The following is a 25,609-nucleotide window of genomic DNA, read 5'->3' on the forward strand; positions in this document are numbered from 1 at the left end:
AAGGGAGTTCGATCCTGTGGAACACCCTCCGAATCTCAGATCCTAAAGCCGAGCTGTACTACGGCGTCTAGAACCTACGGTTCCCCGCGAGGCCGCACCCTTCGGGGTGCGGCCTCGTCGCATTCCGGTCGACCGGCACGACGGATGCCGCCATGATCACGTTGACGAGGACCTCGCTGTGACCGCGCCCTCGGCCGCGCGATCCAGGGCGGCCGTCACCTCCGGCTTGCCGAACCGCAGGTAGAGGGCCGGCACGATGAACAGGTTCATCAGCGTCGACGTGACGAGCCCGCCGAGAATGACCACGGCCATCGGGTGCTCGATCTCGTGGCCCGGGATATTGCCGAGAACCGCAAGCGGCACTAGGGCCAGCCCCGTGGCCAGGGTCGTCATCAGGATCGGTGCCAACCGTTCTCCCGCGCCGCGCAGCACCATCTGCGCGCTGAACGGCTCTCCTTCGAACATCTGGAGATGCTGGCAGTGCGAGATCAGGAGGATCCCGTTTCTGGCAGCGATTCCCATCACGGTCAAGAACCCCACCAGGGAGCCGAGCGACAGCACACCGCCGGTCAACCAAGCCGCGAAAACCCCGCCCACGAGGGCGACCGGCAGGGTCAGCATGATCAGGGTCGCGAGCCGCCAACTTCGGAATACCGCCTGCAACAGCAGGAAGATCATGATGAGGGCCGCAACGGCCAGGAGGACCAGCCGTTGCGCCGCGTCCTGCCGCTCCGCATACTCACCCAGCACCTCCGCGTGGTAGCCGGACGGGAAGTCGATCGTCGCGAGCCCCTGGTTGAGCTTCTGCACGAGCGCACCCAAGTCGCTATCGGTCACCGCATTGGCGCTCACGTCGATGCGTCGCGAGGAGTTGTCGCGCTCGATGTCGCTCGGTGTGGCGTTGACGCTCACCGTCGCGACGTCCGCGAGCCGAACGTGGCCGCCGTTCGGCACGTCGATCGTCATGTTCCCGATATTCGTGACGCTCGAGCGCACCTCGGGCGGGCTCCAGACCCGGACGTCGTAGACCTTGCCGTCACGCCACAGGTCACCCACTTCCTCGCTGGCCACCATCGCCGCCGCCGCGCGGCGCACATCGCCGGGTTTCAGGCCGTACGCCTGGGCCTTGGCCAGGTCGACCTTCACGTCGATCTGGGGCACGTCGACATCCAGTGACACATGTTCGTCGGCGGACTCGGGGATTCCGGAGAGCACGTCGTCGACCTGGTCGGCGAGGTCACGGAGCACGTCGAGGTCGTCGCCGAAGAGCCGCACGACGACGGCATCGCCCGTGCCGGTCAACACCTCCTCGATCCGCTCCTTCAAATAGGTCTGCACATTCCGGAACAGCCCGGGGTAGCTGTCGACCACCTTTTCGATCTCCGCCCGGGTCTTGTCGTAGTCCACTGCCGGGTCGATGCTGATCCAGTGTTCGCCGAAGTTCACGCCGGCAATCTCGTCGGCGGAGAGCGCCTGCCCGATGTGCGTGCCGCAATTGCGCACGCCGGTCACTGCCATCAGGTCCCTGCAGCCCTTCTGGGTGATGCGCACCTCCTCCGTGACGGAGGTCCCCGGCTGGCTGATCCAGTGGATCAGGAAATCCCGCTCCTTGAAGTTGGGCATCAACGATTGCCCGAGGAACGGCAGCGCCACGACACCGGCGAGCGTCGCCGCGGCGAAGACCAGGTATCCGGGCCTGGGCCGCCTGAGCATCCGCGTCATCGCGGCGTGGTAGCCGCGCTTCAGCACGCGCACCAGCGGCGGCTCCCGCGGGTCAAGGGGGGCTTTGCGCAGGAGGATCAGCGCCAGCGCCGGCGTGACCGTGAGCGCCACGAGCATCGACGCGAACACCGCCAACGTGTACGACACCGCGAGAGGTCGGAAGAACGCTCCGGTGAGGCCCTCGAGGAAGAAGATGGGCACGGCCGCCGCCACGATGATGAGTGTCGCGTACACGATCGGCCCGCGCACCTCGAGGGACGCCTCCAGCACGACGGATGCGGTTGAACGGGTGCCGCCCATCGCACGGTGGTGACGCAATCGCCTGATGATGTTCTCAATGTCGATGATGGCGTCATCGACCACGACCCCCACCGCGATCACCAGGCCAGCCAGGACCATGGTGTTGACACTGCTGCCGGTGAGCACGATGACCAAGCCTGCCGTGACCAGGGACAGCGGGATGGCGATCAGGCTGATGAGCGCCGTGCGCCACTGGAACAGGAATGCCCCGAGCACCATGATCACCAGGAGAATGCCCAGCAGCATCGACAGGCTCAGATTGTTGATCGAGTCCTGGATGAACGTCGCTGGTCGAAAGATCGTCGTGTCGAAATGCACGCCGGGCATGGCCGGGGCGATCTCCTGCATGGCCTGCTCGACGCCGCGCGTGACCTGCAGGGTGTTGCCCCACGGCAGCTTCTCCACCACCAGCATCAAGCCCTCACCGCCGTCGATCACGGCGTCACCGATCAGGGCGTTGTGGTCGGACACCACCTGGGCGACGTCACCCAGACGCAGCGGCCCGTCGGGGCGATTCTCAATGACGACTTGGGCCAGGTCGTCGGCGGATGCGATCGGGAGCACGTGCTGCACTCCCAACCGCTGGGAGGGGGTGTCGACGAAACCGCCGGTGCCCACGACCGTGCCGGGCGAGTAGGAGAGCAAGCCCGCGTTGAGGGCGTCATTCGTGATTCCCATCACTTGCTCGAGGGAGACGTCCGCGGCCTGCATCCGCTCGGGAAGGACCCTGACGTGCAGCGATTCCTTGCGCGCCCCCCAGATCGACACATTGGCAACACCCGGCACGGCGAGCAGCTGGGCGCGGATCTTGTAGTGCGCGAGCATGGACAGCTGGATGAGCGAGCGCGAGTCCGACGTCAGACCGATCTTCATGAATCGGCTGAGCGTGGACAATGGCTGCAGCATCAGCGGCGGCGCCGCCCAACTCGGAAGCGTCGGCGTGACGGCAGCGACACGTTCGGAGACCAATTGCCGGGCGGTCAGGAGATCCGTATTCGGCTCGAACACCATGACGATGTCGGACAGCTGCGGCACCGACTTCGATCGCAGCTGCTGCAAGCCTTCGACGCCGTTCAGCGCCTGCTCCATGGGCACAGTGACCAGCTGTTCCACCTCGGTCGCGCTCAAGCCGAGACAGGAGACCTGCACCTCCACACGCGGAGGGGAGAACTCTGGGAAGACATCGACCGGGGCAGTGCTGAGCTGCGCCGCTCCGATCAGCATGACGGCGCAGGCGAGCGCGACGATCATCGATCGGAACTTCAGGCTGAAACCGATGATCCTGCGCATGTTATTCCTCCACGTCGAGTTCGGCGCCCAACAACTCCGAGGCGCCGACGATGACGACCGGCGTTCCGACAGCGGGCCCGCTGGTGAGCTTCACCGCCTCCCCGTCGACACGGTCGACCGTCACCGGCTGCCGTACGAAGACCAGCGGTTCGGGGGTCACGTAGACCCACGTCTTGCCAGTCGCGTCGTAGAGGAGAGCGGAGTACGGCACGGTGAGTCCGCCGCCGTCGGCCTTCTCCACGGGCGCCGTCGCCACCCCCAGTCGCTCGGCGCCCTGCGCGGACAGGGTGATCCGGCTCACGCCTCCACCGACGTCCTCCAACGTGGCGGGTTCGTTCACCCGCGTGGCCTCCGCAGTCTCGAGGCTGCAGCCGGCCAGTCCTCCCACCATCAGCGCGGTCAGCAGCGACCCCGCCATGCAACGACGCGCGGTCGTCGCCTGCGTGCTCTTCATCGTTCCCATCACTCCTCACGAACCAGCCATCGGGTGCAGAGTCGTACCCGGCTCCACAGCGTCGTCCCTGACCTGAACCCCGACCGCGGCCAGGACCGGGGGCAGCACGAACAGCGTCAGCACCGCCGAACTCACCAGGCCGCCCCACACCACCATCGCCAGGGGCAGGAACACCTCACGGCCCATCACGCCGCCGAGGGCGACGAACGGCAGCAGCATCGCCGCCGTGATCACCGCGGTCGCCACGGTCGGCACAAGCCCGTCGCGACTGGCACGCAGAGCGGGCCGCTCCCCCGTTGACGCGTGGCTGGCGGTCGCCTTGCGCGTGCGTTTCACCGCGATGATGCTGTCCCGCACAGCGATGCCGAGGACGGCGGCGAAGCCGAGAACGCTGACGAGCGAGTTGTAACCGCCGGTGAGGGCGGATGCGAGCACCCCGCCGCCCAGGGCGAAGGGAAGTCCGAGGAGAATGATCCCGGCGACCCGCCAGCTTCCTGCCGCGATCTGCAGAAGCACCATCATGCCGATCAGTGCGGCGATCGCCACCGCCCAGATGAGCCGGGGGTCGCCCTGCTGGGCGACCAGTGGTGTGGGAATCTGGGCGTTGTACTCCTCGGGGAAGGAGATTCGCGCGATGCCCGCCCGCGCCTCCGCCTCGATGTCCGAAGGCGTCCGGCCTGAGTAGTCAGCAAGCACGTCAAGATAACGCTGCGTGTCAACATGCCTGACCTCGGTCTGGTTCGGCGCTATCTTGACCGTCGCGATGTCGCCCAGGCGGACCTGGCCGCCGTCGGGCGTGTCGATCAGCAAGTCGGTCACGCTTGTGAGGCTGTTTCCCGTCGACGGCACTCCCTTGACAACAACCTGGAACACCTTCTGCCGCTCGAACAGGAAGCCGACCTCCACCCCCTGCACGAGGGCGGCGGCGGCACGGCGCACCTCGCCGGGCAGTATTCCCGCTTGCTGCGCGGCGTCCAGGTTCACCTCGATCTCGGCGATCGGTTGTTCGCTCGGTGCATCGATCCGGGCATGCGAGAGCCCGTCGATACCGGCGATCATGGACTTCACCTCCTCGGCCTTCGCCATGAGCGTGCCGGCATCGACGCCGAACACACGCACCACGAATCCGGTCCGGATCCGGTTGCGTTCCGCGCTCACGCGGTCCTGCGAGTAGGTGAGAACCGTGCTCTTCATCCCGGGGTAACCGTCAACGACGTCGCTGACCGCTTTCGCGGCGCTCTCATAGTCGGCATGGTCGTCGATCGTCACCCACATCTCAGCCGAGTTGACCCCGACGACCTGGTCGCCGGTGGTGGCCCGGCCGACGTCGGCCCCCACGTTGGCGACGCCGGGCACGGTGCGGATCTCGCTGCTGGCCCGTGCCGTGATCCGGTCCATCTCCTGGACAGAGGTCCCGGCGATCCCGTCCCAGCGGATCAGGACCGTGCGGTTCTGCAACACGGGAATCATGGGATCCCCGACGGCGAGGAGGGGTGCTGCCACGAGCGCGACCAGCCCCAGGGCAGCGGTGGCGCCGATCACCGGCCTGGATCGCCTGGACACCCACCGGAACGCGGTCAGGTGGCCGGCTCGCATCCGCTGGGCGAACGCCGTGGGCGCGCGGTCCGCCTCGGCTCGCAGGAGAGCAGCGGCCAGCGCCGGCGTCAGCGTCCAGGCAACGAGGGTGCCGACCGCGATGGACAGGAGGAAGGCGAGCACCAGCGGCACCATCAAGGCACGATCGACGGATTCGAGGAAGAAGGCCGGCGTGACCGCCAGCGCCATCACGAGCGCGGCGATCCCGATCGAGTTCCTGGTCTTGCGCAGTGCGGCGCCGATGAACGTGACCCGCGTCTGCTCCTGGACACCACGACTCCCCCCACGTTCCCAGCGGGCGTGCCGGAGTTCCTGCAGGTCCGCGACCACGTCGCCGACGACGACCGCGAGCGCGAGCACCAGTCCGGTGAACACGAGCGCGTTCAGCGTCACCCCGAGGGCGAACAACACCAGGGCCGACCCGACCACTGACACGGTGATCGCGATGAAGCCGACGAGACCGACTCGCCAGGAACGGAAGAACAGTCCCAGGAACACCACGGCAAGCACGAGGCTCAGCATCGACGCGAGGGCAAGGCTGCCGACAGCAGCCTGGATCGCGGATGCCGGCCGGTACACGGTGCTGTCGACCGACACCCCGCTCAGCCCGGGCTTCAGCTCGTCGAGGACCTTTTCCAGTTCTGCCGTGACCTGCAGCGTGTTGGCGCCTGGGAACTTCTCGATCACCAGGAGCAGTCCCGGCTCCTTCTCGGAGACGGTGTCGCCGATGAGCGGCTGGTGGTCTTCGACGACGGTGGTCACGTCGCCCAAGACCTGAGGCGTCCCTGTGACTCCTTCGATACTGACCTGTCCGAGCTCCTTCGGCGTCGTGATCGGCAGGATGTGCTGGATTCCCAGCCGCTGGTTCCCGGTTTCGATGAAGCCGCCCGTGCCCGGTGTGGAAGCCTCGAGGAAGCTCAGCGGGGACACCCAGACCGCATTGCCGGTCGTTCTGATGATCTGGTTCAGGGTGAGCCCCTTGGCCTGCAGCACCTTCTGGTCGACCTGCACCTGCATCTGTTGCTCGCGTTGCCCCCAGATGGAGACGTTCGCGACACCCGGAACACCCATCAGGCGCGGCTTGATGTTCCACCGCGCCAGGACTGACATTTCGAGGAGCGGCACAGCGGTTGAGGACAACCGCACCATCATCACCCTGCTGGTGGATGAGAGGGGTTGCATCAGAACCGGCGCCGTCGACACCTTCGGCAGCGAACGCGCCCGGGTCAGTCGCTCGGCGACCAGCTGGCGCGCGCGGAGGAGGTCGGTTCCCGGCTGGAAGACGAGTTCGATCGACGACAGCCCGGGGACGGAGGTCGAGCGGATCTCGTCGAGATAGGCGACACCGTTGAGAATGTCCACTTCCATCGGCGAGGTGATCAGCTGTTCGACCTCGACAGCCGACAACCCGAGCGCCTCGGTCTGCACCTCCACGTGCGGCGCGGCGAATTCTGGGAGCGAGTCAAGCGAACTGTGCGGCAGGAAGGTGATGCCGAGAGCGATGATTCCTGCCGCCATCGCGAAGACCAGAAGCTTGAACTGGACGCTCCATCGCACGAACGAATTCGACATGTCAGCGGCCTTTCGTGATGGCGTGCCATCCGTCGGCACGCGCGACTGACCGCTGGGCGGCCCGCGCTCAAAAGGAGCCCTGATGTGCTGAACCGATGTCAGACAACGGGCGCACGTACCACGAAGGCGCCCCGTGCCGACCGCCGTGCGTGCTCGATCTTCATCTGCTGATGTTTCCTCATGAAGAGGAATCGTGATCAGTTTCCCACCAACAGGCGCCCTACTACAAGTACCTATTTTTGTCCACACCTACGAGCAGCTACTCAGAGGATTAACCGCAGATAGCTAGGATTCCGTTACCTTTCGACGGCGAGCGTGAAGCCCACGTGCGACGCTGTGAATCCGAGCCGTTCGTAGAAGCGGTGCGCGTCGACCCGCGCCGCGTCGGAGGCGAGTTGGACCAGCTGCGCCCCGAGCTCCGGCGCCATTTCCACGGCCCAGCGGACCATGGCCCGGCCGATCCCCCGGTTCCGATGGTCGGCGCGCACGCGCACCGACGCGATCTGCAACCGGGACGCCCCGACGCGGGTCAGTCCTGGAATCAGGGTCAGCTGCATCGTGGCGATGACCTCTCGCGCCGTCGACGTGGCCACGAGCAGCCGCTGCTCGGGACTGGCGTCGATAGCCGCGAACGCGCGTTCATACGCGGGACGGGCGTCGGTGCGGGCCGTGTCGCCATGGGCGGCCCCGATGGGGTCATCGGCAAGGAGTTCCAGGATCGCCGGCAGGTCGTCGGCGGTTGCGCGCCGCAGCGCCGCCGTACCGACGGGAAGAGGCAGGATGATGTCGCTCACGCCTGACATCGTAGGCGCCCCGGGGTCACCCGGCAGAAGCGGTAGGCCGTTCCGGCGGTCCGTAGAAGCGGTTCTCGAAGACGACGCGGGCGCGACGCGTCAGCGCGAGGTATTCCTCATCGAGCCGGTTGGCGGATCCCGGCGGGAACGCGAGCACACGGGCGATGCCCTCCAGCTGCAGCCGGTCGACCGGGAGGACATCCGAGGTCTTGTTGGTCCACAGGGTGATGGCCGACCGCACGCGGGACGCGAAGATCCACGCCGCACGCAGCGTCGCGGCATCCGCTTCGCCCACCAGCCCGGCCTTCGTCGCCTCCGCCAGCGCGGTCAGGGTCGACGTGGTGCGCAGTTGCGGCAGCTCGGCGGCGTGCTGGAGCTGGAGCAGCTGCACGAACCACTCCACGTCGGAGAGCGAACCGCGGCCGAGTTTCAGGTGCCGGGTTCTGTCGGCCCCCTGCGGCAGGCGCTCGTTCTCCACGCGCGCCTTGATGCGCTTGACCTCGCGGATGTCGTGCTCGCTGATCGCAGCCGGGTAGCGCACGGCGTCGGCGAGGGCTTCGAAATCGCGCAGCAGCGCCGCGTCGCCGGCCACCCCGCGGGCGCGGAGCAGCGCCTGCGCCTCCCAGGTGAGCGACCAGCGCCGGTAGTAGGCGGCGTACGAGTCGAGCGAGCGGACCGTGACACCGTTCTTGCCCTCCGGTCGCAGGCCGATGTCCAGGTCGAGCGGGAGCGCCGGGTCGTCGGTGAGCCGGTTCAGCTCCCGCACCACGGCCTGCGCGCGGGAGTGCGCGGCCTCTCCCTCCAGGGAACCGTTGCGGAACACGTACATGACGTCGGCGTCTGAGCCGAGTCCGAGCTCCTCTCCCCCGAACCGGCCCATGCCGATCACGGCGAACTCGATGCCGTCCGGTGCCGGCTGGGCGTGCCCGGGCGAGTCGGTGGACTCGAGGGCGACGCCACGGATGGCGGCGAGGACCGCGGCGATGTACACGTTGGCGATGTCGCTGAGGCCTCGTCCCAGCTCCTCGATGGTGAGTTCGCCGAGGATGGCGGAGAAGGCGAGCCGCAGCACCTCGCGGCGGCGGAAGGTGCGGAGGATGCCCGCGACAGTGTCGGCGCTCTCGTGGCGGGCTACCACCGCCCGGGCCTCGTCGGCCAGTCCCGCCCGGCTGCGGGGGCGGAGATCCTTCGGGTCCTCCAGCCACGCGACCGCCTCCGGGACCTTCTCCAGCAGCTCGCCGATGAAGCGGGAGCCGGACAGCACGCGGGTGAGCCGGGACGCCGCGCCGGAGGAGTCCCGCAGCATGCGGAGGAACCAGTGCGTCGACCCCAGCGCGTCGCTCAGCCGTCGGAACGCGAGCAGGCCGTAGTCGGGGTCGGCGCCTTCCGAGAACCACTGCAGCATCACCGGCAGCAGGTGCCGCTGGATGGACGCACGCCGCGAGACGCCGGCGGTGAGGGCGCGGATGTGGGACAGGGCGTTGGTGGTGTTCTGGAAGCCGATCGCCGCCAGGCGCGCCTCCGCCTGCGCGCTGGTGAGGTTCAGCTCCTCGGTCGGCAGCGCCGCGACCGCCGACAGCAGCGGCCGGTAGAAGAGGCGCTCGTGCAGGCCGCGCACCCGGAGCTTGAGGGCCGTCCAGAGCCGCAGCAGTTCCGCCGCGGTGGGGGCGAGCTGGGTGCCGCGGGCGAGCACCCGCAGCTCGTCCTCGTCTCGGGGCACGAGGTGGGTGCGCCGGAGCTTCTCGAGCTGCAGGCGGTGTTCCATGAGCCGGAGGATGCGGTAGTCCCGGGCGAAGTCGGCCGCCTCGGCGCGCCCGATGTATCCCCCGTCGGCCAGGGCGTCGAGCGCCGGGAGCGTGCCGCGCTGCCGCACCGACTCGTCGGCCTGGCCGTGCACCAGCTGCAGGAGCTGCACGGTGAACTCGACGTCGCGGAGGCCGCCCGGGCCGAGCTTCAGCTGCACCCCCACCTCGTGGGGCGGGATGTTCTCGGTGACGCGCTCGCGCATCCGCTGCACCGACTCGACGAAATTGGCCCGGCTGGCGCTGGACCACACCTTCGGAGCCACGGCGTCCACGTACCGGTCGCCGAGCTCGCGGTCCCCGGCGAGGGGGCGCGCCTTGAGCAGCGCCTGGAACTCCCAGCTCTTCGCCCAGCGCTCGTAGTACGCCAGGTGCGACTCGAGCGTGCGCACGAGGGCGCCGTCCTTGCCCTCCGGGCGCAGGTTCGGGTCGACCTCCCACAGCTCCGGCTCGGCGGCGGGCTGGTTGATGCCGCGCATCATGAGCATCGCCAGGCGGGTGCCGATGTCGACGGCGCGGCCGTTGCTGACACCGGATGCGTCGGCGCCGGTCTCGCCCGTGTCGTCACCGGTGCCTTCGGCGACGAAGATGACGTCGACGTCGCTCACGTAGTTGAGCTCGCGGGCGCCGGCCTTCCCCATGCCGATCACGGCGAGCCGGGTCCCGCGCACGTCGGCGACGGGGAATACGCCGAAGGCGCCCTTCTGGCCGGAGCACATGCTCCTCGCGACGGCCAGGGCCGCCTCGAGCGCGGACGAGGCCAGGTCGGCGAGGGAGCTCGCGATCTGGTCGACGCCGGCGATCGGATCGGCTTGTTCGAGGTCGAAGGCGGCGACCTGGGCGAGGCGCCGGCGATACCGCACGCGGAGGGCAACCCAGGCCTCCTCGCCCACCAGCGCGGCGAACCCGTCGCGGGCACCGACGGCGTCGAGGAGGTCGGCCGTGAGGGAGTCCGCGTCAGGCAGCGCGTCGACCGGCTCGGCGAGCACCGCGAGCTCGGCGGGGCGCCGCTGGAAGAACTCGGCGAGGCCCGTGGAGGCGCCGAGCACCCGCAGCAGCCGCAGGGCGCCGCCGGGATGCCCCAGGAGAGCCTGCGTCTCGACCGGCCACTGCCGCAGCAATGACAGCAACGACGTGAGCGCGGCATCCGGGCTGGCCGTCTTCTCCAGGAGCGGCAGCATCTCGCCGGCGGCCGGCGCACCCAGCTCGTGGGCCTCGGCAAGGCGCTCGCGCACCACGCCCAGGTCGGCGAACCCGACCCGGGCGAGATGGGTGAGGGTCAGCTGATCTCGCACCATGCGCGGACCGCTACAGCATCTCCAGGTTCTTGTGCAGCTCGAAGGGGGTGACCTGCGAGCGGTACTCCGACCATTCCTGACGCTTGTTCAGCAGCACGAAGTTGAACACCTGCTCGCCGAGGGTCTCGGCGACGAGCTCCGAGCGTTCCATCTGCTCGATCGCCTGGTCGAGGCTGGCCGGCAGCGGGTTGAACCCCAGCGCGCGCCGCTCGGCGTCGCTGAGCGCCCAGACGTTGTCCTCGGCCTCGGGCGGCAGCTCATCGCCGTCTTCGATGCCCTTGAGGCCGGCCGCGAGCATCAACGAGTAGGCGAGGTAGGGGTTCGCGGCGGAGTCGATGGACCGGTATTCGACGCGGGAGCTCTGGCCCTTGTTGGGCTTGTAGAGCGGCACGCGCACCAGCGCCGAGCGGTTGTTGTGGCCCCAGCAGACGAAGCTCGGCGCCTCGCCGCCGCCCCAGAGCCGTTTGTAGGAGTTCACGAACTGGTTCGTGACGGCCGTGATCTCGGGCGCGTGCTTGAGGAGACCGGCGATGAATTGACGGCCGATCTTCGACAGCTGATACTGCGCGCCCGCCTCGTAGAACGCGTTGGTGTCGCCCTCGAACAACGACATGTGCGTGTGCATGCCCGACCCGGGATGCTGCGACATGGGCTTCGGCATGAAGGTCGCGTAGACGCCCTGCTCGATGGCGACCTCCTTCACCACCGTGCGGAACGTCATGATGTTGTCGGCCGTCGTGAGGGCGTCGGCGTAGCGCAGGTCGATCTCGTTCTGGCCGGGGCCGGCCTCGTGGTGGCTGAACTCCACCGAGATGCCGAGGTCTTCGAGCATGCGCACCGACCGGCGCCGGAAGTCGTGGGCGGTGCCGCCGGGGACGTTGTCGAAGTAGCCGGCCGAGTCCACGGGGACCGGGCCCTCGAGGCCGATCTTGGAGGACTTGAGCAGGTAGAACTCGATCTCCGGGTGCGTGTAGAAGGTGAAGCCGCGGTCGGCCGCCTTCTCCAGGGTGCGCTTCAGCACATTGCGGGGGTCGGCGACGGCGGGCTGGCCGTCGGGCGTCGTGATGTCGCAGAACATGCGCGCCGTGGGGTCCACCTCGCCGCGCCACGGCAGGATCTGGAAGGTCGTGGGGTCGGGGTGCGCGAGCACGTCGGCCTCGAACGACCGGGTGAGGCCCTCGATCGCGGAGCCGTCGAGTCCCAGGCCCTCCATGAAGGCGCCTTCCACCTCCGCGGGGGCGATGGCGACGGATTTGAGGGTTCCGACGACATCCGTGAACCAGAGTCGGATGAACTTGATCCCCCGCTCCTCGATGGTGCGAAGAACGAAGTCACGCTGCTTGTCCATGACGCCCTTTCCTGATCATGCCTAGGCTACCGGGTGCCCTGCGGTTTGGTCCGGGAACGGCCCGGTCACCCGGCGTGGCGGCCTCACTAGACTTGGGGCATGCCAGAGCACGAGGAACAGCACCCGTACGCGCCGGCCGTCACCGGGCCCAAGCGGGTACGCATCCGCCACTTCCTGAACGCGAAGCGCGAGGGCGTGCCGATCACGGGCCTCACCAGCTACGACATGCTCACCGCGCAGATCTTCGACGAGGCGGGCATGGACTTCCTGCTCGTCGGGGACTCCGCCGGCAACAACGTCTTCGGCTACGACACGACGCTCCCGGTGACCGTCGACGACCTGATCCCGCTGACCCGTGCCGTCGCCGGCGCCGTCAAACGCGCCCTCGTCATCGCCGACATGCCCTTCGGGTCGTACGAGGGCGGCGCGGAGGAGGCCCTGCACACCGCGGTGCGCTTCATGAAGGAGGCGCGGGCACACGCGGTGAAGCTCGAAGGCGGGGAACGCAGCCGTCAGCAGATCCGTCGCATCGTCTCCGCCGGCATCCCGGTGATGGGCCATGTCGGGTTCACGCCGCAGAGCGAGCACGGCCTGGGCGGACACATCATCCAGGGGCGCGGTGACGCAGCGGAGACGCTGATCAAGGACGCACTCGCGGTGCAGGACGCCGGGGCGTTCGCCATCGTGCTGGAGATGGTGCCGGCGACGGTCGCCGCCGAGGTCACCAAGCGGCTGGAGATTCCGACCATCGGCGTCGGCGCGGGCCCGCACGTCGACGGCCAGCTGCTGGTGTGGACCGATTTCGCGGGCATGGGCGCCGGCCGGGTGCCGAAGTTCGTGCGGCAGTACGCCGACGTGCGCGGCATTCTGACGGATGCCGTCCGCCGGTACAAGGACGACGTCGCGTCGGGCGCCTACCCGGCCCCCGAGCACAGCTACGAGTAGCGCCTAACGGTTCTCTTCGGCGTCCTCAGCCGCCCAACGGGCGCTGTTGGCGCGCAGCTTCTCCAGTGCGTGGGCCGCCTCGTCACGCGTCGCGAAGGGACCGGCGCGGTCGATGGACGGCGACTTCAGGCCCTGCTCGACCTCGCCGGTGCGCATGTTGTACCAGAACTGGTGTTCACTATCCTCGGCCATAAGCTTGATCCTATGCCTTTCGATTCTTCGGGACACCTGGTTCCCGGCACCCTCACGGCGTCACGTCCGGTTCCTCCGCGCATCCCGCGCCCGGAGTACGTCGGAAAGGCGGGACCCGCCCCGTACACCGGGAACAACGTGTACTCCGCCGAGACGATCGAGCTGATCCGGAACGCCGGCCGCATCGCGGCGCAGGCCATCCAGGCGGTCGGGGAGGCCATCCGCCCCGGCGTCACGACCGACGAGCTCGACGCGGTGGGCCACCAGTTCTTGCTCGACCACGACGCGTACCCGTCGACCCTCGGCTACCGCGGCTACCCGAAGTCGCTCTGCAGCTCGATCAACGAGGTCATCTGCCACGGTATCCCCGACAACACGGTGCTGCGCGACGGGGACATCATCAACATCGACATCACGGCCTTCACGCACGGCGTGCACGGCGACAGCAACGTCACCTTCCTGGTCGGGAACGTCGCCGACGACGCCCGGCTCCTCGTCGAACGCACGAAGGAGGCGCTGGGCCGCGGCATCAAGGCGGTGGCCCCCGGCCGGCAGGTGAACGTGATCGGGCGCGCCATCGAGTCGTACGCGAAGCGGTTCGGCTACGGCGTGGTGCGCGACTTCACCGGCCACGGCGTCGGGGAGGCCTTCCACTCCGGCCTCATCATCCCGCATTACGACTCCGCGCCCCGCTACGACGACGTGATGGAGGTGGGCATGGTCTTCACGATCGAGCCGATGCTGACCCTCGGCACCGCCGCGTGGGACATGTGGGCCGACGACTGGACCGTGACCACCCGCGACAAGAGCCTCACCGCGCAGTTCGAGCACACCCTCGTCGTCACCGAACGCGGCGCCGACATCCTGACGCTGCCCTGACGCATCCGCCGGCGGGCAGTAGGTTGGTCGGTATGAGTGCTGCGACGGCCATCGGAATCGACATCGGCGGTACGGGGATCAAGGGGGCGACGGTCGACCTGTCGACCGGGGAACTCACCTCGGATCGCATTAAGCTCCCCACCCCCAAGGGCGGCCGGCCCGACGACATCGTGGAGACGACGAAGGAGCTGCTCGCCCTGCTGTCGCCAGACGCTGGGGCCTCGGTCGGCGTCTGCTTCCCCGCGGTCGTGCGGCACGGTCGCACCATGTCGGCGGCGAACGTCTCAGAGGACTGGATCGGCTTCGAGGCGGAGGCCCTGTTCGAGACGGCGCTCGGCCGCGACATCCACTTCGTCAACGATGCGGATGCCGCGGGGTACGCCGAGGCGCAATTCGGTGCCGCGCGCGATGTGGCCGGGGTGGTCATCCTGACCACCCTCGGAACCGGCATCGGCTCCGCCGTGCTGAACGACGGCATCCTGGTGCCCAACACCGAGCTCGGCCACCTCGAGATCGGCGGCCACGACTACGAGACCCGCGCCGCGTACTCCGTGAAGGAGCGTGAGGACCTCAGCTGGGAGAAGTGGGCGCACCGGCTGCAGAAGTACTACCGCACCCTCGAGAAGCTCTTCTCCCCCGACCTGTTCATCGTCGGCGGCGGCGTGTCGAAGCACCACGACGACTTCCTGCCGCTGCTCGACCTGTCGACGCCCATCGTCCCGGCCGTGCACCGCAACAACGCGGGCATCCTCGGCGCAGCGGCCCTCGCCACCCTCCGGTAGCCCCTTCTCGCAGCGCGAGTGCTCACTTTTTGCGGGAATAGCTCGGTCATTCCCACAAAAAGTGAGCATTCGCGCACCGGGACCAAGAGAGGGAAGGGAATGGGCCGGCTGGTACGCCGGGTTCTGTCCGGGTGCCGTGCGAGGCACGGACACCGTGGGCGGCCATCTATCTCGGGACTACGTTGCCGCAGCCCTCCAGCGGTCTACCCGGGAACTGGGCGAGCAGCCTTGTCGTTCCCTGTCTGACCTTGCTCCGGACGAGGTTTACCGAGCCGACCAGGTCACCCTGGCCTCTGGTGGTCTCTTACACCACCGTTTCACCCTTACCCCCTGCCTGGCCCGAAGGCCGGCAGGCGGCGGTCTACTTTCTGTGGCACTGTCTCGCGGGTTGCCCCGGGTGGGTGTTACCCACCGTCCTGCTCTATGGAGCCCGGACGTTCCTCGGCATCCGCTGTTCTCGCGAACAACGGATGACGCGACCGCCTTGCCGACCCATTCCGAGCCCCAGCCTACAGGCCCATCGCGGGCGGCTCCCCACCGCAGCGGATGTGCGTCATGTGTCGCCGCCGTGGCAGGACAACGTATCGGCGGATCGCTACCGCTCCGGCGATAGCGAACCGCCGCTCGGGGCGCGGTTCGCCGAAACGTGGTCAGACACGGGGCGTGGACCGCAGACCACGACGGGCCTAGATCCCGGACTCCTCCGTGCGCACGAGAATGGCGCCGCAGTCGGGGCAGAATACGACCTCGTCCTCGGGCGCCTGGCGTACCTCGGCTAGGTCGCTTCCGGTGAGCGTCATCGTGCATGCCCCACAGGTGCGGGCACGCAGCAGCGCAGCGCCGGTGCCGTGACCGGCCGCGCGGCGTTTCTCGTAAAGGGCGCCGAGGGCTTCGGGCAGGGCGGATGCGACGGCGTCGCGGTCACGCGCCAGGTCGCCGCGCTGCCGGGCCAGGTCGGCCAGCTGCTCGTCGCGCTTCTGCTCGAGAACGCCCACGCGACTGAGCAGCTCGTCGCGCTCGGCCTCGGCCTCCGCGACCGACGCCTCCTGCTCTTCGAGCCGTTCCATGACCACCAGCTCGATCTCCTCGAGGTCACCCCGGCGCTTCCGCAGCGCCTCGAGCTCCTGCTCCAGCGCCTGGATGTCCTTCACCGACGACGAAGCCTGCGCCCGGTCGCTGTCGCGCACGATGCGCTTCTCGACCACCTCGACGTCCGACTCGATGCGGCCGAGCTCGGTGCGCACGTCGTCGAGGGCGCCGCTGCGGCTGGCGAGCGTCTTGCGCGCGGCGTCGGCCTCGGTGGTGAGGGCGGCGATCTCGGCGTGCTGCGCGAGCGTCGCCGCCTGGTGCTGCACCTGCTGCAGCTTGGTGTCGATGGCCTGGAGCCGGAGAAGCTCCTTCTGCTCTGCGGGGGATGCCTTCACGTTGTCCTGACTTTCACGATGTTGAGTTCGGAGTGGGAACGCATGGTCCCCCACTATTGCATGCCGTCGCTACTGCACGACGACGAAGTCCCACGGGTCGGTGCGCAGTTCGCTCACCGTCACCCGCACCCCGGGGAGCGCCTGGCGCAGCTGCCCAGCCGCCGTCTCCAGCCACAACCATTCGCTGGCCCAGTGCGACACGTCCATGAGCGCGGGGCCGCCGCCCACCCGGGCCTGTTCGCGCGCCTCCGAGGCGGGATGGTGCCGCAGATCGGAGGTAATGTACACGTCGGCGCCCAGCACAGCGGGGTTCGACAACAGCGAGTCGCCCGCGCCGCCGCAGAGCGCCACGGTGTTCACCGGCGCCGCATAGTCGCCGGCGACGCGCACACCGGATGCCGTGGCCGGCAGCAGGTCGGCCACCGTCCGCGCCAGCCGGCCCACGGTCGTCGCCTCGGGCAACCGGCCCACGCGGCCGATCCCGGTCGCGGGGTCGGCGCCCGGGGTGAGCGGGCGGGCGTCGACGAGGCCGAGCCGGGTGGCGAGGATGTCGGACACCCCGTCGGTCACGACGTCGGCGTTGGTGTGCGCGGCCAGCAGCGCGCAGTCGGCGCGGATGAGGCGGGCCAGCAGGGCGCCCTTGTAGCGGTCCTCGGCGACGGATGTGACACCGCGAAGCAGCAGCGGGTGGTGCACCAGGAGCAGGTCCGCGTGGTCGTCCACGGCCTCCTCGACCGTGTCGAAGACGGCGTCCACGGCCAGCCGGATGGAGCCGACCTCCCGCGACGGAACGCCCGTGACGAGTCCCGGCGCGTCCCACGGCTCCGCCCCGGCCAGCGGCCACAGGTCGTGGACCACGCGGGTGACGTCGGCGAGCGAGTAGGGCACGCTGCCAGCCTACCGGCGGCGCGCCCGCGCTCCGCTCAGCGCTCGCCGGCCCGGGCGCGTGCAACGAGCCGTTCGACGGCCCCGACCGGGATCGGCAGCCACGCCGGCCGGTTGCGCGCCTCGTACACGGCCTCGTAGAGCGCCTTGTCGAGTTCGAACGCGTCGAGGAGTTCCCGGTAGCCGCGCACATCCGTTGTGGAGGTGTCGGCGTAGCCGTCGAGGAAGGCTCCCCTGGCCGCGAGCGCCCAGCCCGTCGCCGCGTCGGTGTTGCCCTGGCTCCCGGCGACGTAGTCGAAACTGCGGAGCATGCCGGCGATGTCGCGGGTGGCGAAGTCCGGTTCGGACCGCTCATCCATCGGACGCAGCGGTTCGCCCTCGAAGTCGAGGGCCACCCAGCGTCCGTCGCGGCCGACCAGCACCTGGCCGAGGTGGTAGTCCCCGTGGATCCGCTGCAGTCGCGGCCACGTCAGCGTCGCCGCACGCTCGTACACGTCCTCGATGATGTCCCGTTGGCCGGCCAGCGCCGGCACCTCCGCGACGGCGGTCGCGAGGCGCCGCCGCCAGCTCGCGATGGTCTCGGCGATATCGCCGGCGGTCGGCGGCCGCGAGGGCATGACCCGGGCGAGGGTGGCGTGGATCTCGGCGGTGGCACCGCCGAGGGCGAACGCCGCACCGGAGAAGTCCTCCCCGGCCGCGGCGAGGCGCAACGCCAGCTCCCAGCCGTCCTCCATGTTCGACAGGAACTCCTGCGCGAAGGCCAGGTGGCCCTCCGCTCGGCCATCCGGCCGGCCGGGGTCGTCCCACTCCCCCACGATGCTGCCGATCGATCGCGGCACGTGCGTCGACCCGGCTTCGGCCAGCGCCGATTGCAGGATCACGTCGGGGTTCTCGCCGTGGTGCACCGCACGGAACAGTTTGCACACAACGCGCGCCGGTTCCCGGTCGGCGGGCGCATCGCTCCGGGCGACCTCGTACACGATGGATGTGTTGGACTGCTCGCCGGAATGCACCTTCGAGCTGCGGATCACCAACCCGGTGTCGCCCAGCAGGCTCACGCCGCGCACCTCCATGCCGTGGCCGCCGGCCTCCTGCCCCCGCATGAGCAGGTGCAGGAGCGCCCGCGCGAACGCGGGATCGTGGGGTCCGTCATACAGGTAGACGCTACGGCCCCCCTGGTCGAGCTCCCCGATGAAGGCCGGGCCGGCGGATGCGAGCGGCTCCGGTCGCTCGGTGACTGGGACCTGGTAGAGCGTGGGCGGGCTGGCCGCCTCGTCCAGGAGCAGGTGCACGTGCACGGGCACCTCGCAGCCGGGCACCGTCCAGTCGCCGACCGCCCGCAGCACCGGCTGCCGGCCCTTGCCCGCGTACCACCGCTGCCCCGGCATCCAGTCGCGTAGAAGGCTGAGAATCGCTGTCGATGTCGGCATGCTCGCAGGATAAACCCTGCTCCGCAGCCTGGGTAGGACCGCGGGCGGGACCGGGAGCAAACCCGCATCCTGGGCCTGCCGAACTCCTGTGAGATTTCTTCAGATTACACTGGACAAACGGGGCTCCCTGCGACTACCTTCTCTAGCGTCGGTGGTCCTACCGGCACATGGGGGAGCTTTCCGCCTGCCTCCGATGCTGCCCACACCCCGCTCCTGGATCGTGACGGTCTGCTCCGCCGAGATATCCGATCACAAAGGAGTACATCGTGAAATCCCCGCTCGTGGCGGCTGTGGCCGGCGCAACCCTCGTCGCATCCGTGGCGATGGCCGCGCCCGCATCCGCCCAGCAGAACGCCGGCATCCCCACCGCCGGCAGCCCCGAAACCGTCGCCGACGGGTTGCTGACGCCGCTCAGCCTCGAGGTCGACCCCGGCGTCAGCTACGTCACCCAGAACTTCACCGGCACCCTCACCGAGGTGCGCCGACACCGCACGACCGACGTCTACACCTCCGCCGGCAACGAGGTGAGTGCCGTCTCCTCCCGCGGCCACACGGTCTACTTCGCCGAAACGGCCATGGACCACAGTTCGGCCACGCTCATGGCCATGAACCCACGCGGCGACGTGTGGACGTTCGCAGACCTCTACCAGCACGAGAACACGCAGAACCCTGACGGCGACGTGACCTACGGGTTCCGCGACCTGCCCGACAGCTGCGTCGTCCCGCCGACCGAGGGCGGGCCGGAGGGGCCGGTGCCCGCATCGTATACGGGCATCGTCGACACCCACCCGTACTCGAGTCTCGCGCTCCCCCACTCGATCTACGTGGCGGATGCCGGTGCGAACGCGATCCTGCGCGTCGACGACCACGGGAACGTGACGACGACGGCGGTGCTTCCGGCGCTCCCGCTCGAGGTCACCGCGGAGGGTGCAGCCGGCGCAGGCTTCCCCAGCTGCACGGTCGGCCACAGCTACTGGTTCGAGCCGGTACCGACTGACGTCGAACTCGGCCCCGACGGCTGGCTGTACGTCTCACTGCTGCCCGGCGGTCCCGAAGACCCGAGCCTCGGCGCCCGCGGCGCGGTCGTGAAGGTGAACCCGGCGACCGGCGATGTCGAGCAGGTCGCGCAGGGCTTCGCGGGCGCCACCGGCCTCGCGGTCTCCGTCTCCGGCACGGTGTACGTCGCGGAGCTGTTCGGCGGGCAGGATGGCAGTGGCCAGGTCTCCGTCGTGGCCCCCGGCGCGTCGACCGGCACCCCGCTGATCGCGCTGCCGTCCCCGGCCGCCATCGAGCTGTCGAAGGGCACGCTGTACGTCACCACGAACTCCTTCGTGCCCGACGAGAACGGCGCACCGCAGCCGATCGGCGAGGTGACCGCGGTTCCGCTCTCCGGTCACAACCACGCAGAAGACGCCGTCGACCCCGGGCACCTCGCCCGCTGGCTCGGCGCGGCCATCCGCGCGGCGGTCATGAACGGACTCTTCAACCACTGAGTCCCTCCCTCACCGTGCCGGCCGTCCTCACCGAGGGCAGCCGGCACGCCCCTGTTCCCCCTCGACGGCCACTCCCAACCGACCTAGGGTGCTCACATGAGGGCAGCGATCTCCGCAGTTGCCGGCCGGGTCATCGAGTCGGCCGTCGGCGCGCTGCGCCGGGTGCGGCATCCCCGCCCGGTGCATCCGCTCGGCGTCGTCTTCACGGCGTCGATCGACTGGCTGCCCGGCCGCGCGCCCTCCGGCATCGGCTGGATCGATGATGCGCCGGCCACCGGGCAGAGCGCGGTGGTGCGGTACTCCCGCTCGATCGGTGTGCCCGCGCCCCTGCCGGATGTCCTGGGCTTGGCGATCCGTACGTCGACCCCGGGCGAGCCGGCCGACATTCTCCTGGCCTCGACCGGCCGGGGCGTGCCGACGCGCTTCCTGCTGGTGCCCCACACGGCGGCCGGCAGCGCCTGGTTCAGCACGATCCTGCCCTACCGCGGCAGCCGCGGCCCGGTGCTCATCGCCGCGCGCACCATGGGTCCGCGGCACCTGCCGTCGGGCCGGGCCGAGCTGGCCCGGGCGGTGTCGCTCGAGCCGTGGACCCTGCAACTGCTGCACGCCACGCCGGGCGGTCTCTGGCATCCGTTCGCCACCCTGACCCTTCGGCGCACGCGCGACATGCCGCTCGACACCGGGCTGCGCTTCGACCCGATCCTCCGCCCGCTGCAGGGCTCGACCCTCTACCCGTGGACCCGGCGCCTCCGCGAGCCCTCGTACGCACGGGCGCAGCAACGATCGTCGGCCCGAGCCGATTCGCGGGGCGGACGGAGGCGTAGGCCATGACCGACCATGACGCGCCCGGCGCGGAGAGGTGGGTTTAAGCGAGCGGCAAGCGGCGCATCCATGACAAGCCGGCGGTGGCACACATCGTCGCCTGCCACCCGTGGCTCGACGCAGAGCTTGCGGCCGTGACCCCGGAGGTCATCGTCTGCCTGGGTGCCACAGCCGGCCGCTCGGTGCTCGGCCGTCCGGTGCGGGTCGGCGCGGAGCACGGGCGGCTGCTGGAGCCGGGGACCGGAACGCGCGGTGCGCGCGTGCTCCTGACCACGCATCCGTCTGCCGTGCTTCGCCTGCGCGGAAAGCCGGAGTGGGACGACGCGTTCGACGGGTTCGTGGCCGACCTCGTCGCGGCCCGGCGTTCGCACGAGGGCGACGGCCACCCGTAAACAGGGGATGCCGTCGCCGCGAGGGCCCGGTTAGCCTTGATTTCGCATGGCGGCCACGCCGCCGGGCCCGAACGGTGTCGAGAAACTCCACCATCGCTGACATCTCACCTCCCCTCCGCGCACGACCCTGAAGGAAGACCCACGATCCGCTCTCTTCCCCCGGCCCTGGCCCTCGTGCTGCTGGTGTTCCTCTCCTCGATCGACGCGCCACCCGCCGCCGCGGCGTCGCCGGCACCGTCCCCGACGTCCACCGAGCCGGCCGCCCGGTACCTGGTCCGCTACGCCCACGGGGTGGGTGCCGCGGAGATGGTGAGCGAGCTCCATTCGCACAAGGTCGGCATTGGCCGCACCTTCTCGAAGGTCATGCGCGGTGCCGCCATCACCGCCACGCCGGCCCAGGTGGCCGGTCTCAAACGCTCCGGCCGCGTGGCCGGCATCGAGCCGGATCATCGTGTGAGTGTTTCGGGAGTGGAGCAGCCTGCCCCCTGGGGATTGGACCGCATCGACCAGGCGAACCTCCCGCTCTCGGGCTCGTTCAGTACGACCCGGTCGGGGGCGGGCGTCAAGGCGTACGTCGTCGACACGGGCGTTCTCGCGTCGCACACCGACCTGGCGGGCCGCGTCGCCGCCGGCTGGACCGCTGTCGCGGACGGCCGGGGCGCCGGCGACTGCAACGGTCACGGCACCCATGTCGCCGGGACCATCGCCGGCACCAGGTACGGGGTGGCCAAGGCGGCCTCGGTGGTCCCTGTCCGTGTGCTCGACTGCGCCGGCTCCGGGTACGACTCCGACGTCATCGCCGGCCTGGACTGGGTCGCGTCCGACCACCAGGCCGGCACACCCGCTATCGTCAACCTGAGCCTCGGCGGCCCGGCCAGTACCATGCTGGACAGCGCCATTCAGGGCGTCATCGACGACGGCGTCACGGCCGTCGTCGCGGCCGGCAACTCCTCCACGGACGCCTGCGCCGCCTCCCCCGCCCGCGTGCCGCAGGCTCTCACGGTCGCCGCGACGGACACGTCGGACAGGCAGGCGGACTTCTCCAATTTCGGGCCGTGCGTCGATCTCTACGCTCCCGGTGTCGGCATCACCTCCGACGGAATCAGTTCGACGACGGCCACCGCGATCATGAGCGGCACGTCGATGGCGTCCCCCCACGTCGCGGGGGCAGCGGCCCTGCTGCTTGAACAGGATCCCGGACTCGCCCCGACCGCCGTCGCCACCAGGCTGCTCGCCATGACGAGCGCGGGCGTGGTCACCTCGCCGAGCGCCGGCACTCCCAACCGGCTCCTGAACACGACCGCGGCCACGACCACCACATCCCCAGCGCCCACGCCGGCGCCGACGTCCGTTCCGGCGCCAACGTCCGCCCCCGCCGTGGTGTCCCACCCGTCGATCAGCAGCGGCGCGGATGTCGTCGCCGCGAGATCCGACGGCGTGCTGTGGGTCTACCCCGCCAACGGCAAAGGCGGCTTCCTGCCCCGCACGCAGATCGGCTCGAACTGGCTGGGGCTGGTCAACGGCTTCGTCACGGACTGGAACCGGGACGGCGTCTTCGACCTGATCGCGCAGTGGAAGGACGGGCACCTCAGCTTCCACCCCGGCAAGGCCTCGGGCGGCTTCGAGCGTGCCCGCACCATCGGCTCGTCGGGGTGGGCCGGCTACACACTGACGGTCGGAACCTGGCGCAAAGCCGACCGGTTCCCCGGAATCGTCGCGCACGACCCGGCGGGCACTCTCTGGTTCTACGGCAACAGCGGCGGCTCGGGCCTGTCAGCGCGCATCAAGGTCGACACCGGCTGGAGAGGCCTATACATGACCATGACGGACTTCGACCAGGACGGCGCCCAGGACATCCTCGCCAAGCGCAGCGACGGCACCCTGGCGCTCTACCGCTCAACCGGAGCGGGCCGGTTCATCGCGGAGGCCCGGCGCACGATCGGCGCCTCCGGCTGGAACAGCGTGAACAGCATCACGGGCGTCGCGGGATACCAAGGCGCGGGCTCGCACGGGCTCGTCAGCCGCTACACCAACGGAAAGCTGGCGTACTATCCCTACAGCAAGGGCAGCTGGGGCACACGCTCGATGATCGGTTCCGGCTGGGGCACGTACACCATCTTCCGCTGACCGGGCGGAAGCGCGAAGGAAAGCCATGACCACCGTCCTCGGCCGTCCCGTCGACGAACAGACGAGGTGCGTCCACTACCACTCGCCGCTCGATGTCGTCGCCATCAGATTCCGGTGCTGCAACGAGTACTATCCGTGCCACCTCTGCCACGAAGAACAGGCCGGGCATCCGGCGGGGCCATGGCCCGTTTCCGAGCAGGACGCGGCGGCCGTGTTGTGCGGAGTCTGCCGGAGCGAGCTGGCCATCAGGGAGTACCTCACAGCAGACGACTGCCCGCGCTGCGGCGCCGGCTTCAACCCCGGATGCCGCCTGCACAGCCGCTTCTACTTCGAACCGGCGTCCCAGCCGCCTGAAGGCCGCCCTACGGCACTACCCCGGCTCCCGGCAGACGATTAGAGTTACCCCACACCGAACAAAGGGGTGCGGATGTCGAGGGCCACGCTTGCCGAGCGGCTCTGGAGCGCCTCGCAAGACGACCCGGTGCTCCTGCAGCGGTTGCAGGGCGCCTGGCGCGGGCGCCTTGACGTGCAGGATGCGCTCTGGTGGCACGCGCATCCGTTGACGCCGACGCCGACCGGCACACCTGACCCGGCCACCGCTCTTCGCCCCCTGCAGACGGCCGTCTACGCGCGGCCGGCAGCGGATGCCCACGACGCCGACGGCGAGCCCGGCGAAGCGGGCCGCGCTCCCGAGGAGCGACTGCGGTCACTGCTGGAGGAACGGGCCGAGCACGCCCGGGTGCTCGAGGAGCTCCTCGATGGCTTCGCCGACTGGACGGCCGGCGACGCGCCCGTGCGCGCGGGCGCCGCACATGCCGCCAGATACGCCGGCGACCGCCCATCGCCCGACCGTGTATCTCCTGTCGTCGACAGCGACCCACGCCCACCGCGATGGCGGCCCGTGCTCGTGCTCGTCGCGGGAGCCGCCCTCGGGATCGTCGCCACCCTGGGCGTGCAGGCACTCAGCCCGCAGCCGGTCACGCGGGACACGCCGCTGACCTCGACCGACATCAAGCAATCGTCGCCTCCGCCGGGGTTCGCCCAGGCCACCGACGATCCGCTCTCCGCGATCGGCACCGGTCCGGGCGAGGCCTTCCAGATCTTCGCCGAACCACCCGTGTACATCGACCGCACGCTCCCAGCGGTGGGGTCGGACATCGTGCCCGAAAGCGTCCGCCAGGTCAACTCGTGGCACTCCTACGAGACCTTCGCGGCCATGACGTTCCAGGGCCACTACTGCCTCATCATCCGAGGGAGGGCGGATCGCGTCTCCTCGAGCGGGTGCAGCCGGCGATCCGAGATCACGGCCTCGGGGCTGCGTGTGGACACGACCCTGCGCACGCTGCCCGACGATCCGGAGTTCACCGGTTTCATCGAGGTCAGGGTCACCTGGCAGCCCGATGGGCTGTTCGAGACCGACGTCGCGGAGACCGAAGGGCGCTGAGCGGAGGATCTTCCATGACCGACACACCTGCGCGGCGAACTGCTTCCGTGATCGTCGTCGCGGTTGAGCCCGGCCAGCCCGACGACGTGCTGCTGCAGGCGTGCGCCCTCGCCGCTGACCTTGGATGCCACCTCGTCTGCGTCCACGTCGACCTGGGCCGCTATCCGGTCGAGGAACATCCGGACGGCAGCGTCGTCTCCCTCCCCTACGACCCGGACCTCCCGGAGCTCGGCGATGAAGAGTTCGACCCGACGCTCGCCGACCACATCGCGGAGGTGCTGGGACGGTCCGGCGCGCCGTACACGTTGCGCGCCCTGGCCGGCGACCCCGCCCGGGCGCTGGGCCACCTGGCGGACGCCGTGAACGCCCGCCTGATCGTCGTCGGCACCCACCGCCCCGGCGTACGACGAGGTGTTCGTGAATTCTTCAACGGCTCGGTCGCCGTGCACCTCGCACACCGCCAGCACCGTCCGATCCTTGTGGTCCCGCTCTCCCCCGTGACCGACGGCACGCAATTGCCGTGGAAGTGACGTCGGGTATATTTGCGAACGGTGATGGATCCCACCGGAGCGCCACTGCTCGAACCGCACCGTCTGCTGATGGCTTCCTGTCTGGACG

Annotated in this window: 20 protein-coding genes and 1 other RNA gene; 10 read left to right on the forward strand and 11 right to left on the reverse strand. The window is 69.4% G+C overall.

From position 1 onward, the window contains the following. Nucleotides 1–156: 156 nt before the first annotated feature. From EEJ31_RS08170 to EEJ31_RS08195, 6 genes are all read right to left on the reverse strand, one after another. On the reverse strand, nt 157–3,312 hold the full coding sequence (locus EEJ31_RS08170) for an efflux RND transporter permease subunit (RefSeq protein ID WP_123045817.1): 3,156 nt from the start codon (nt 3,310–3,312) through the stop codon (nt 157–159). Between the two features lies 1 nt (nt 3,313). Continuing rightward, nucleotides 3,314–3,766, reverse strand: a complete 453-nt coding sequence (locus EEJ31_RS08175) for a hypothetical protein (protein WP_148040148.1) — start codon at nt 3,764–3,766, stop codon at nt 3,314–3,316. A 15-nt stretch (nt 3,767–3,781) separates the two neighbouring features. Further along, complete coding sequence (locus EEJ31_RS08180) at nt 3,782–6,934, reverse strand: efflux RND transporter permease subunit (RefSeq protein WP_123045819.1); 3,153 nt, start codon at nt 6,932–6,934, stop codon at nt 3,782–3,784. 296 nt (nt 6,935–7,230) lie between these two features. Beyond that, nucleotides 7,231–7,737 (reverse strand): GNAT family N-acetyltransferase, encoded by a 507-nt coding sequence (locus EEJ31_RS08185; RefSeq protein WP_123045820.1) that lies wholly within the window; start codon nt 7,735–7,737, stop codon nt 7,231–7,233. Nucleotides 7,738–7,753: 16 nt separating this feature from the next. Continuing rightward, on the reverse strand, nt 7,754–10,828 hold the full coding sequence (locus EEJ31_RS08190; protein ID WP_123045821.1) for a bifunctional [glutamine synthetase] adenylyltransferase/[glutamine synthetase]-adenylyl-L-tyrosine phosphorylase: 3,075 nt from the start codon (nt 10,826–10,828) through the stop codon (nt 7,754–7,756). Between the two features lie 10 nt (nt 10,829–10,838). Next, nucleotides 10,839–12,176, reverse strand: coding sequence for a glutamine synthetase family protein (locus tag EEJ31_RS08195; RefSeq protein ID WP_123045822.1), 1,338 nt, complete (start codon nt 12,174–12,176; stop codon nt 10,839–10,841). Between the two features lie 99 nt (nt 12,177–12,275). Between EEJ31_RS08195 and panB the strand changes: the two genes are divergently transcribed. Beyond that, the gene (gene panB / locus EEJ31_RS08200) at nt 12,276–13,121 is read left to right on the forward strand and encodes a 3-methyl-2-oxobutanoate hydroxymethyltransferase (RefSeq protein WP_123045823.1); all 846 of its coding nucleotides are present in this window, start codon (nt 12,276–12,278) and stop codon (nt 13,119–13,121) included. A 3-nt stretch (nt 13,122–13,124) separates the two neighbouring features. Here panB and EEJ31_RS08205 read toward each other — a convergent pair whose 3' ends face one another. Continuing rightward, complete coding sequence (locus tag EEJ31_RS08205; protein WP_123045824.1) at nt 13,125–13,313, reverse strand: SPOR domain-containing protein; 189 nt, start codon at nt 13,311–13,313, stop codon at nt 13,125–13,127. Between the two features lie 12 nt (nt 13,314–13,325). Between EEJ31_RS08205 and map the strand changes: the two genes are divergently transcribed. Then, the gene (gene map, locus EEJ31_RS08210; protein WP_123045825.1) at nt 13,326–14,192 is read left to right on the forward strand and encodes a type I methionyl aminopeptidase; all 867 of its coding nucleotides are present in this window, start codon (nt 13,326–13,328) and stop codon (nt 14,190–14,192) included. A 32-nt stretch (nt 14,193–14,224) separates the two neighbouring features. Then, on the forward strand, nt 14,225–14,974 hold the full coding sequence (ppgK, locus tag EEJ31_RS08215; protein WP_123045826.1) for a polyphosphate--glucose phosphotransferase: 750 nt from the start codon (nt 14,225–14,227) through the stop codon (nt 14,972–14,974). A gap of 96 nt (nt 14,975–15,070) precedes the next feature. Here ppgK and rnpB read toward each other — a convergent pair. The 4 genes from rnpB to EEJ31_RS08235 all read right to left on the reverse strand — a co-directional run bounded on the left by rnpB (nt 15,071) and on the right by EEJ31_RS08235 (nt 18,713). Then, nucleotides 15,071–15,469, reverse strand: an RNA gene (gene rnpB, locus EEJ31_RS08220) — RNase P RNA component class A. Between the two features lie 191 nt (nt 15,470–15,660). Then, nucleotides 15,661–16,398: a zinc ribbon domain-containing protein gene (locus EEJ31_RS08225; protein ID WP_123045827.1), complete on the reverse strand. Its 738-nt coding sequence runs from the start codon at nt 16,396–16,398 to the stop codon at nt 15,661–15,663. A 69-nt stretch (nt 16,399–16,467) separates the two neighbouring features. Then, the gene (locus EEJ31_RS08230; protein WP_123045828.1) at nt 16,468–17,286 is read right to left on the reverse strand and encodes a Nif3-like dinuclear metal center hexameric protein; all 819 of its coding nucleotides are present in this window, start codon (nt 17,284–17,286) and stop codon (nt 16,468–16,470) included. 35 nt (nt 17,287–17,321) lie between these two features. Then, the gene (locus tag EEJ31_RS08235; RefSeq protein ID WP_123045829.1) at nt 17,322–18,713 is read right to left on the reverse strand and encodes a maltokinase N-terminal cap-like domain-containing protein; all 1,392 of its coding nucleotides are present in this window, start codon (nt 18,711–18,713) and stop codon (nt 17,322–17,324) included. 266 nt (nt 18,714–18,979) lie between these two features. Between EEJ31_RS08235 and EEJ31_RS08240 the strand changes: the two genes are divergently transcribed. The 7 genes from EEJ31_RS08240 (at nt 18,980) to EEJ31_RS08270 (ending at nt 25,521) form a co-directional block, all read left to right on the forward strand. Further along, entirely contained in the window at nt 18,980–20,206 is a 1,227-nt protein-coding gene (locus EEJ31_RS08240) for a ScyD/ScyE family protein (protein WP_123045830.1), read from the forward strand. A gap of 96 nt (nt 20,207–20,302) precedes the next feature. Beyond that, entirely contained in the window at nt 20,303–21,037 is a 735-nt protein-coding gene (locus EEJ31_RS08245) for a hypothetical protein (RefSeq protein ID WP_233563801.1), read from the forward strand. A gap of 74 nt (nt 21,038–21,111) precedes the next feature. Then, nucleotides 21,112–21,420, forward strand: coding sequence for a uracil-DNA glycosylase family protein (locus EEJ31_RS08250; RefSeq protein ID WP_233563802.1), 309 nt, complete (start codon nt 21,112–21,114; stop codon nt 21,418–21,420). A gap of 174 nt (nt 21,421–21,594) precedes the next feature. Further along, the gene (locus EEJ31_RS08255; protein ID WP_233563803.1) at nt 21,595–23,547 is read left to right on the forward strand and encodes a S8 family serine peptidase; all 1,953 of its coding nucleotides are present in this window, start codon (nt 21,595–21,597) and stop codon (nt 23,545–23,547) included. A gap of 25 nt (nt 23,548–23,572) precedes the next feature. Continuing rightward, nucleotides 23,573–23,944, forward strand: coding sequence for a CHY zinc finger protein (locus EEJ31_RS08260; RefSeq protein WP_123045832.1), 372 nt, complete (start codon nt 23,573–23,575; stop codon nt 23,942–23,944). Nucleotides 23,945–23,974: 30 nt separating this feature from the next. Continuing rightward, on the forward strand, nt 23,975–24,991 hold the full coding sequence (locus EEJ31_RS08265; protein ID WP_123045833.1) for a hypothetical protein: 1,017 nt from the start codon (nt 23,975–23,977) through the stop codon (nt 24,989–24,991). A gap of 14 nt (nt 24,992–25,005) precedes the next feature. Beyond that, a complete protein-coding gene (locus tag EEJ31_RS08270; protein WP_123045834.1) occupies nt 25,006–25,521 on the forward strand; it encodes a universal stress protein in 516 nt (171 codons plus the stop codon). The last annotated feature ends 88 nt before the right edge of the window (nt 25,522–25,609 follow it).

This window comes from Cryobacterium tepidiphilum (assembly GCF_003716325.1).
GTDB lineage: Bacteria > Actinomycetota > Actinomycetes > Actinomycetales > Microbacteriaceae > Cryobacterium > Cryobacterium tepidiphilum.

Excerpts from the sequence above, each read along its gene's own strand:
- EEJ31_RS08180 (WP_123045819.1), bottom strand. The coding sequence starts at position 6,934 with ATGTCGAATTCGTTCGTGCGATGGAGCGTCCAGTTCAAGCTTCTGGTC.
- EEJ31_RS08265 (WP_123045833.1), top strand. The coding sequence starts at position 23,975 with ATGTCGAGGGCCACGCTTGCCGAGCGGCTCTGGAGCGCCTCGCAAGAC.
- EEJ31_RS08185 (WP_123045820.1), bottom strand. The coding sequence starts at position 7,737 with ATGTCAGGCGTGAGCGACATCATCCTGCCTCTTCCCGTCGGTACGGCG.
- EEJ31_RS08260 (WP_123045832.1), top strand. The coding sequence starts at position 23,573 with ATGACCACCGTCCTCGGCCGTCCCGTCGACGAACAGACGAGGTGCGTC.
- ppgK (WP_123045826.1), top strand. The coding sequence starts at position 14,225 with ATGAGTGCTGCGACGGCCATCGGAATCGACATCGGCGGTACGGGGATC.
- EEJ31_RS08245 (WP_233563801.1), top strand. The coding sequence starts at position 20,303 with ATGAGGGCAGCGATCTCCGCAGTTGCCGGCCGGGTCATCGAGTCGGCC.
- EEJ31_RS08190 (WP_123045821.1), bottom strand. The coding sequence starts at position 10,828 with ATGGTGCGAGATCAGCTGACCCTCACCCATCTCGCCCGGGTCGGGTTC.
- EEJ31_RS08170 (WP_123045817.1), bottom strand. The coding sequence starts at position 3,312 with ATGCGCAGGATCATCGGTTTCAGCCTGAAGTTCCGATCGATGATCGTC.
- panB (WP_123045823.1), top strand. The coding sequence starts at position 12,276 with ATGCCAGAGCACGAGGAACAGCACCCGTACGCGCCGGCCGTCACCGGG.
- EEJ31_RS08195 (WP_123045822.1), bottom strand. The coding sequence starts at position 12,176 with ATGGACAAGCAGCGTGACTTCGTTCTTCGCACCATCGAGGAGCGGGGG.
- EEJ31_RS08235 (WP_123045829.1), bottom strand. The coding sequence starts at position 18,713 with ATGCCGACATCGACAGCGATTCTCAGCCTTCTACGCGACTGGATGCCG.
- map (WP_123045825.1), top strand. The coding sequence starts at position 13,326 with ATGCCTTTCGATTCTTCGGGACACCTGGTTCCCGGCACCCTCACGGCG.
- EEJ31_RS08270 (WP_123045834.1), top strand. The coding sequence starts at position 25,006 with ATGACCGACACACCTGCGCGGCGAACTGCTTCCGTGATCGTCGTCGCG.
- EEJ31_RS08175 (WP_148040148.1), bottom strand. The coding sequence starts at position 3,766 with ATGAAGAGCACGCAGGCGACGACCGCGCGTCGTTGCATGGCGGGGTCG.
- EEJ31_RS08205 (WP_123045824.1), bottom strand. The coding sequence starts at position 13,313 with ATGGCCGAGGATAGTGAACACCAGTTCTGGTACAACATGCGCACCGGC.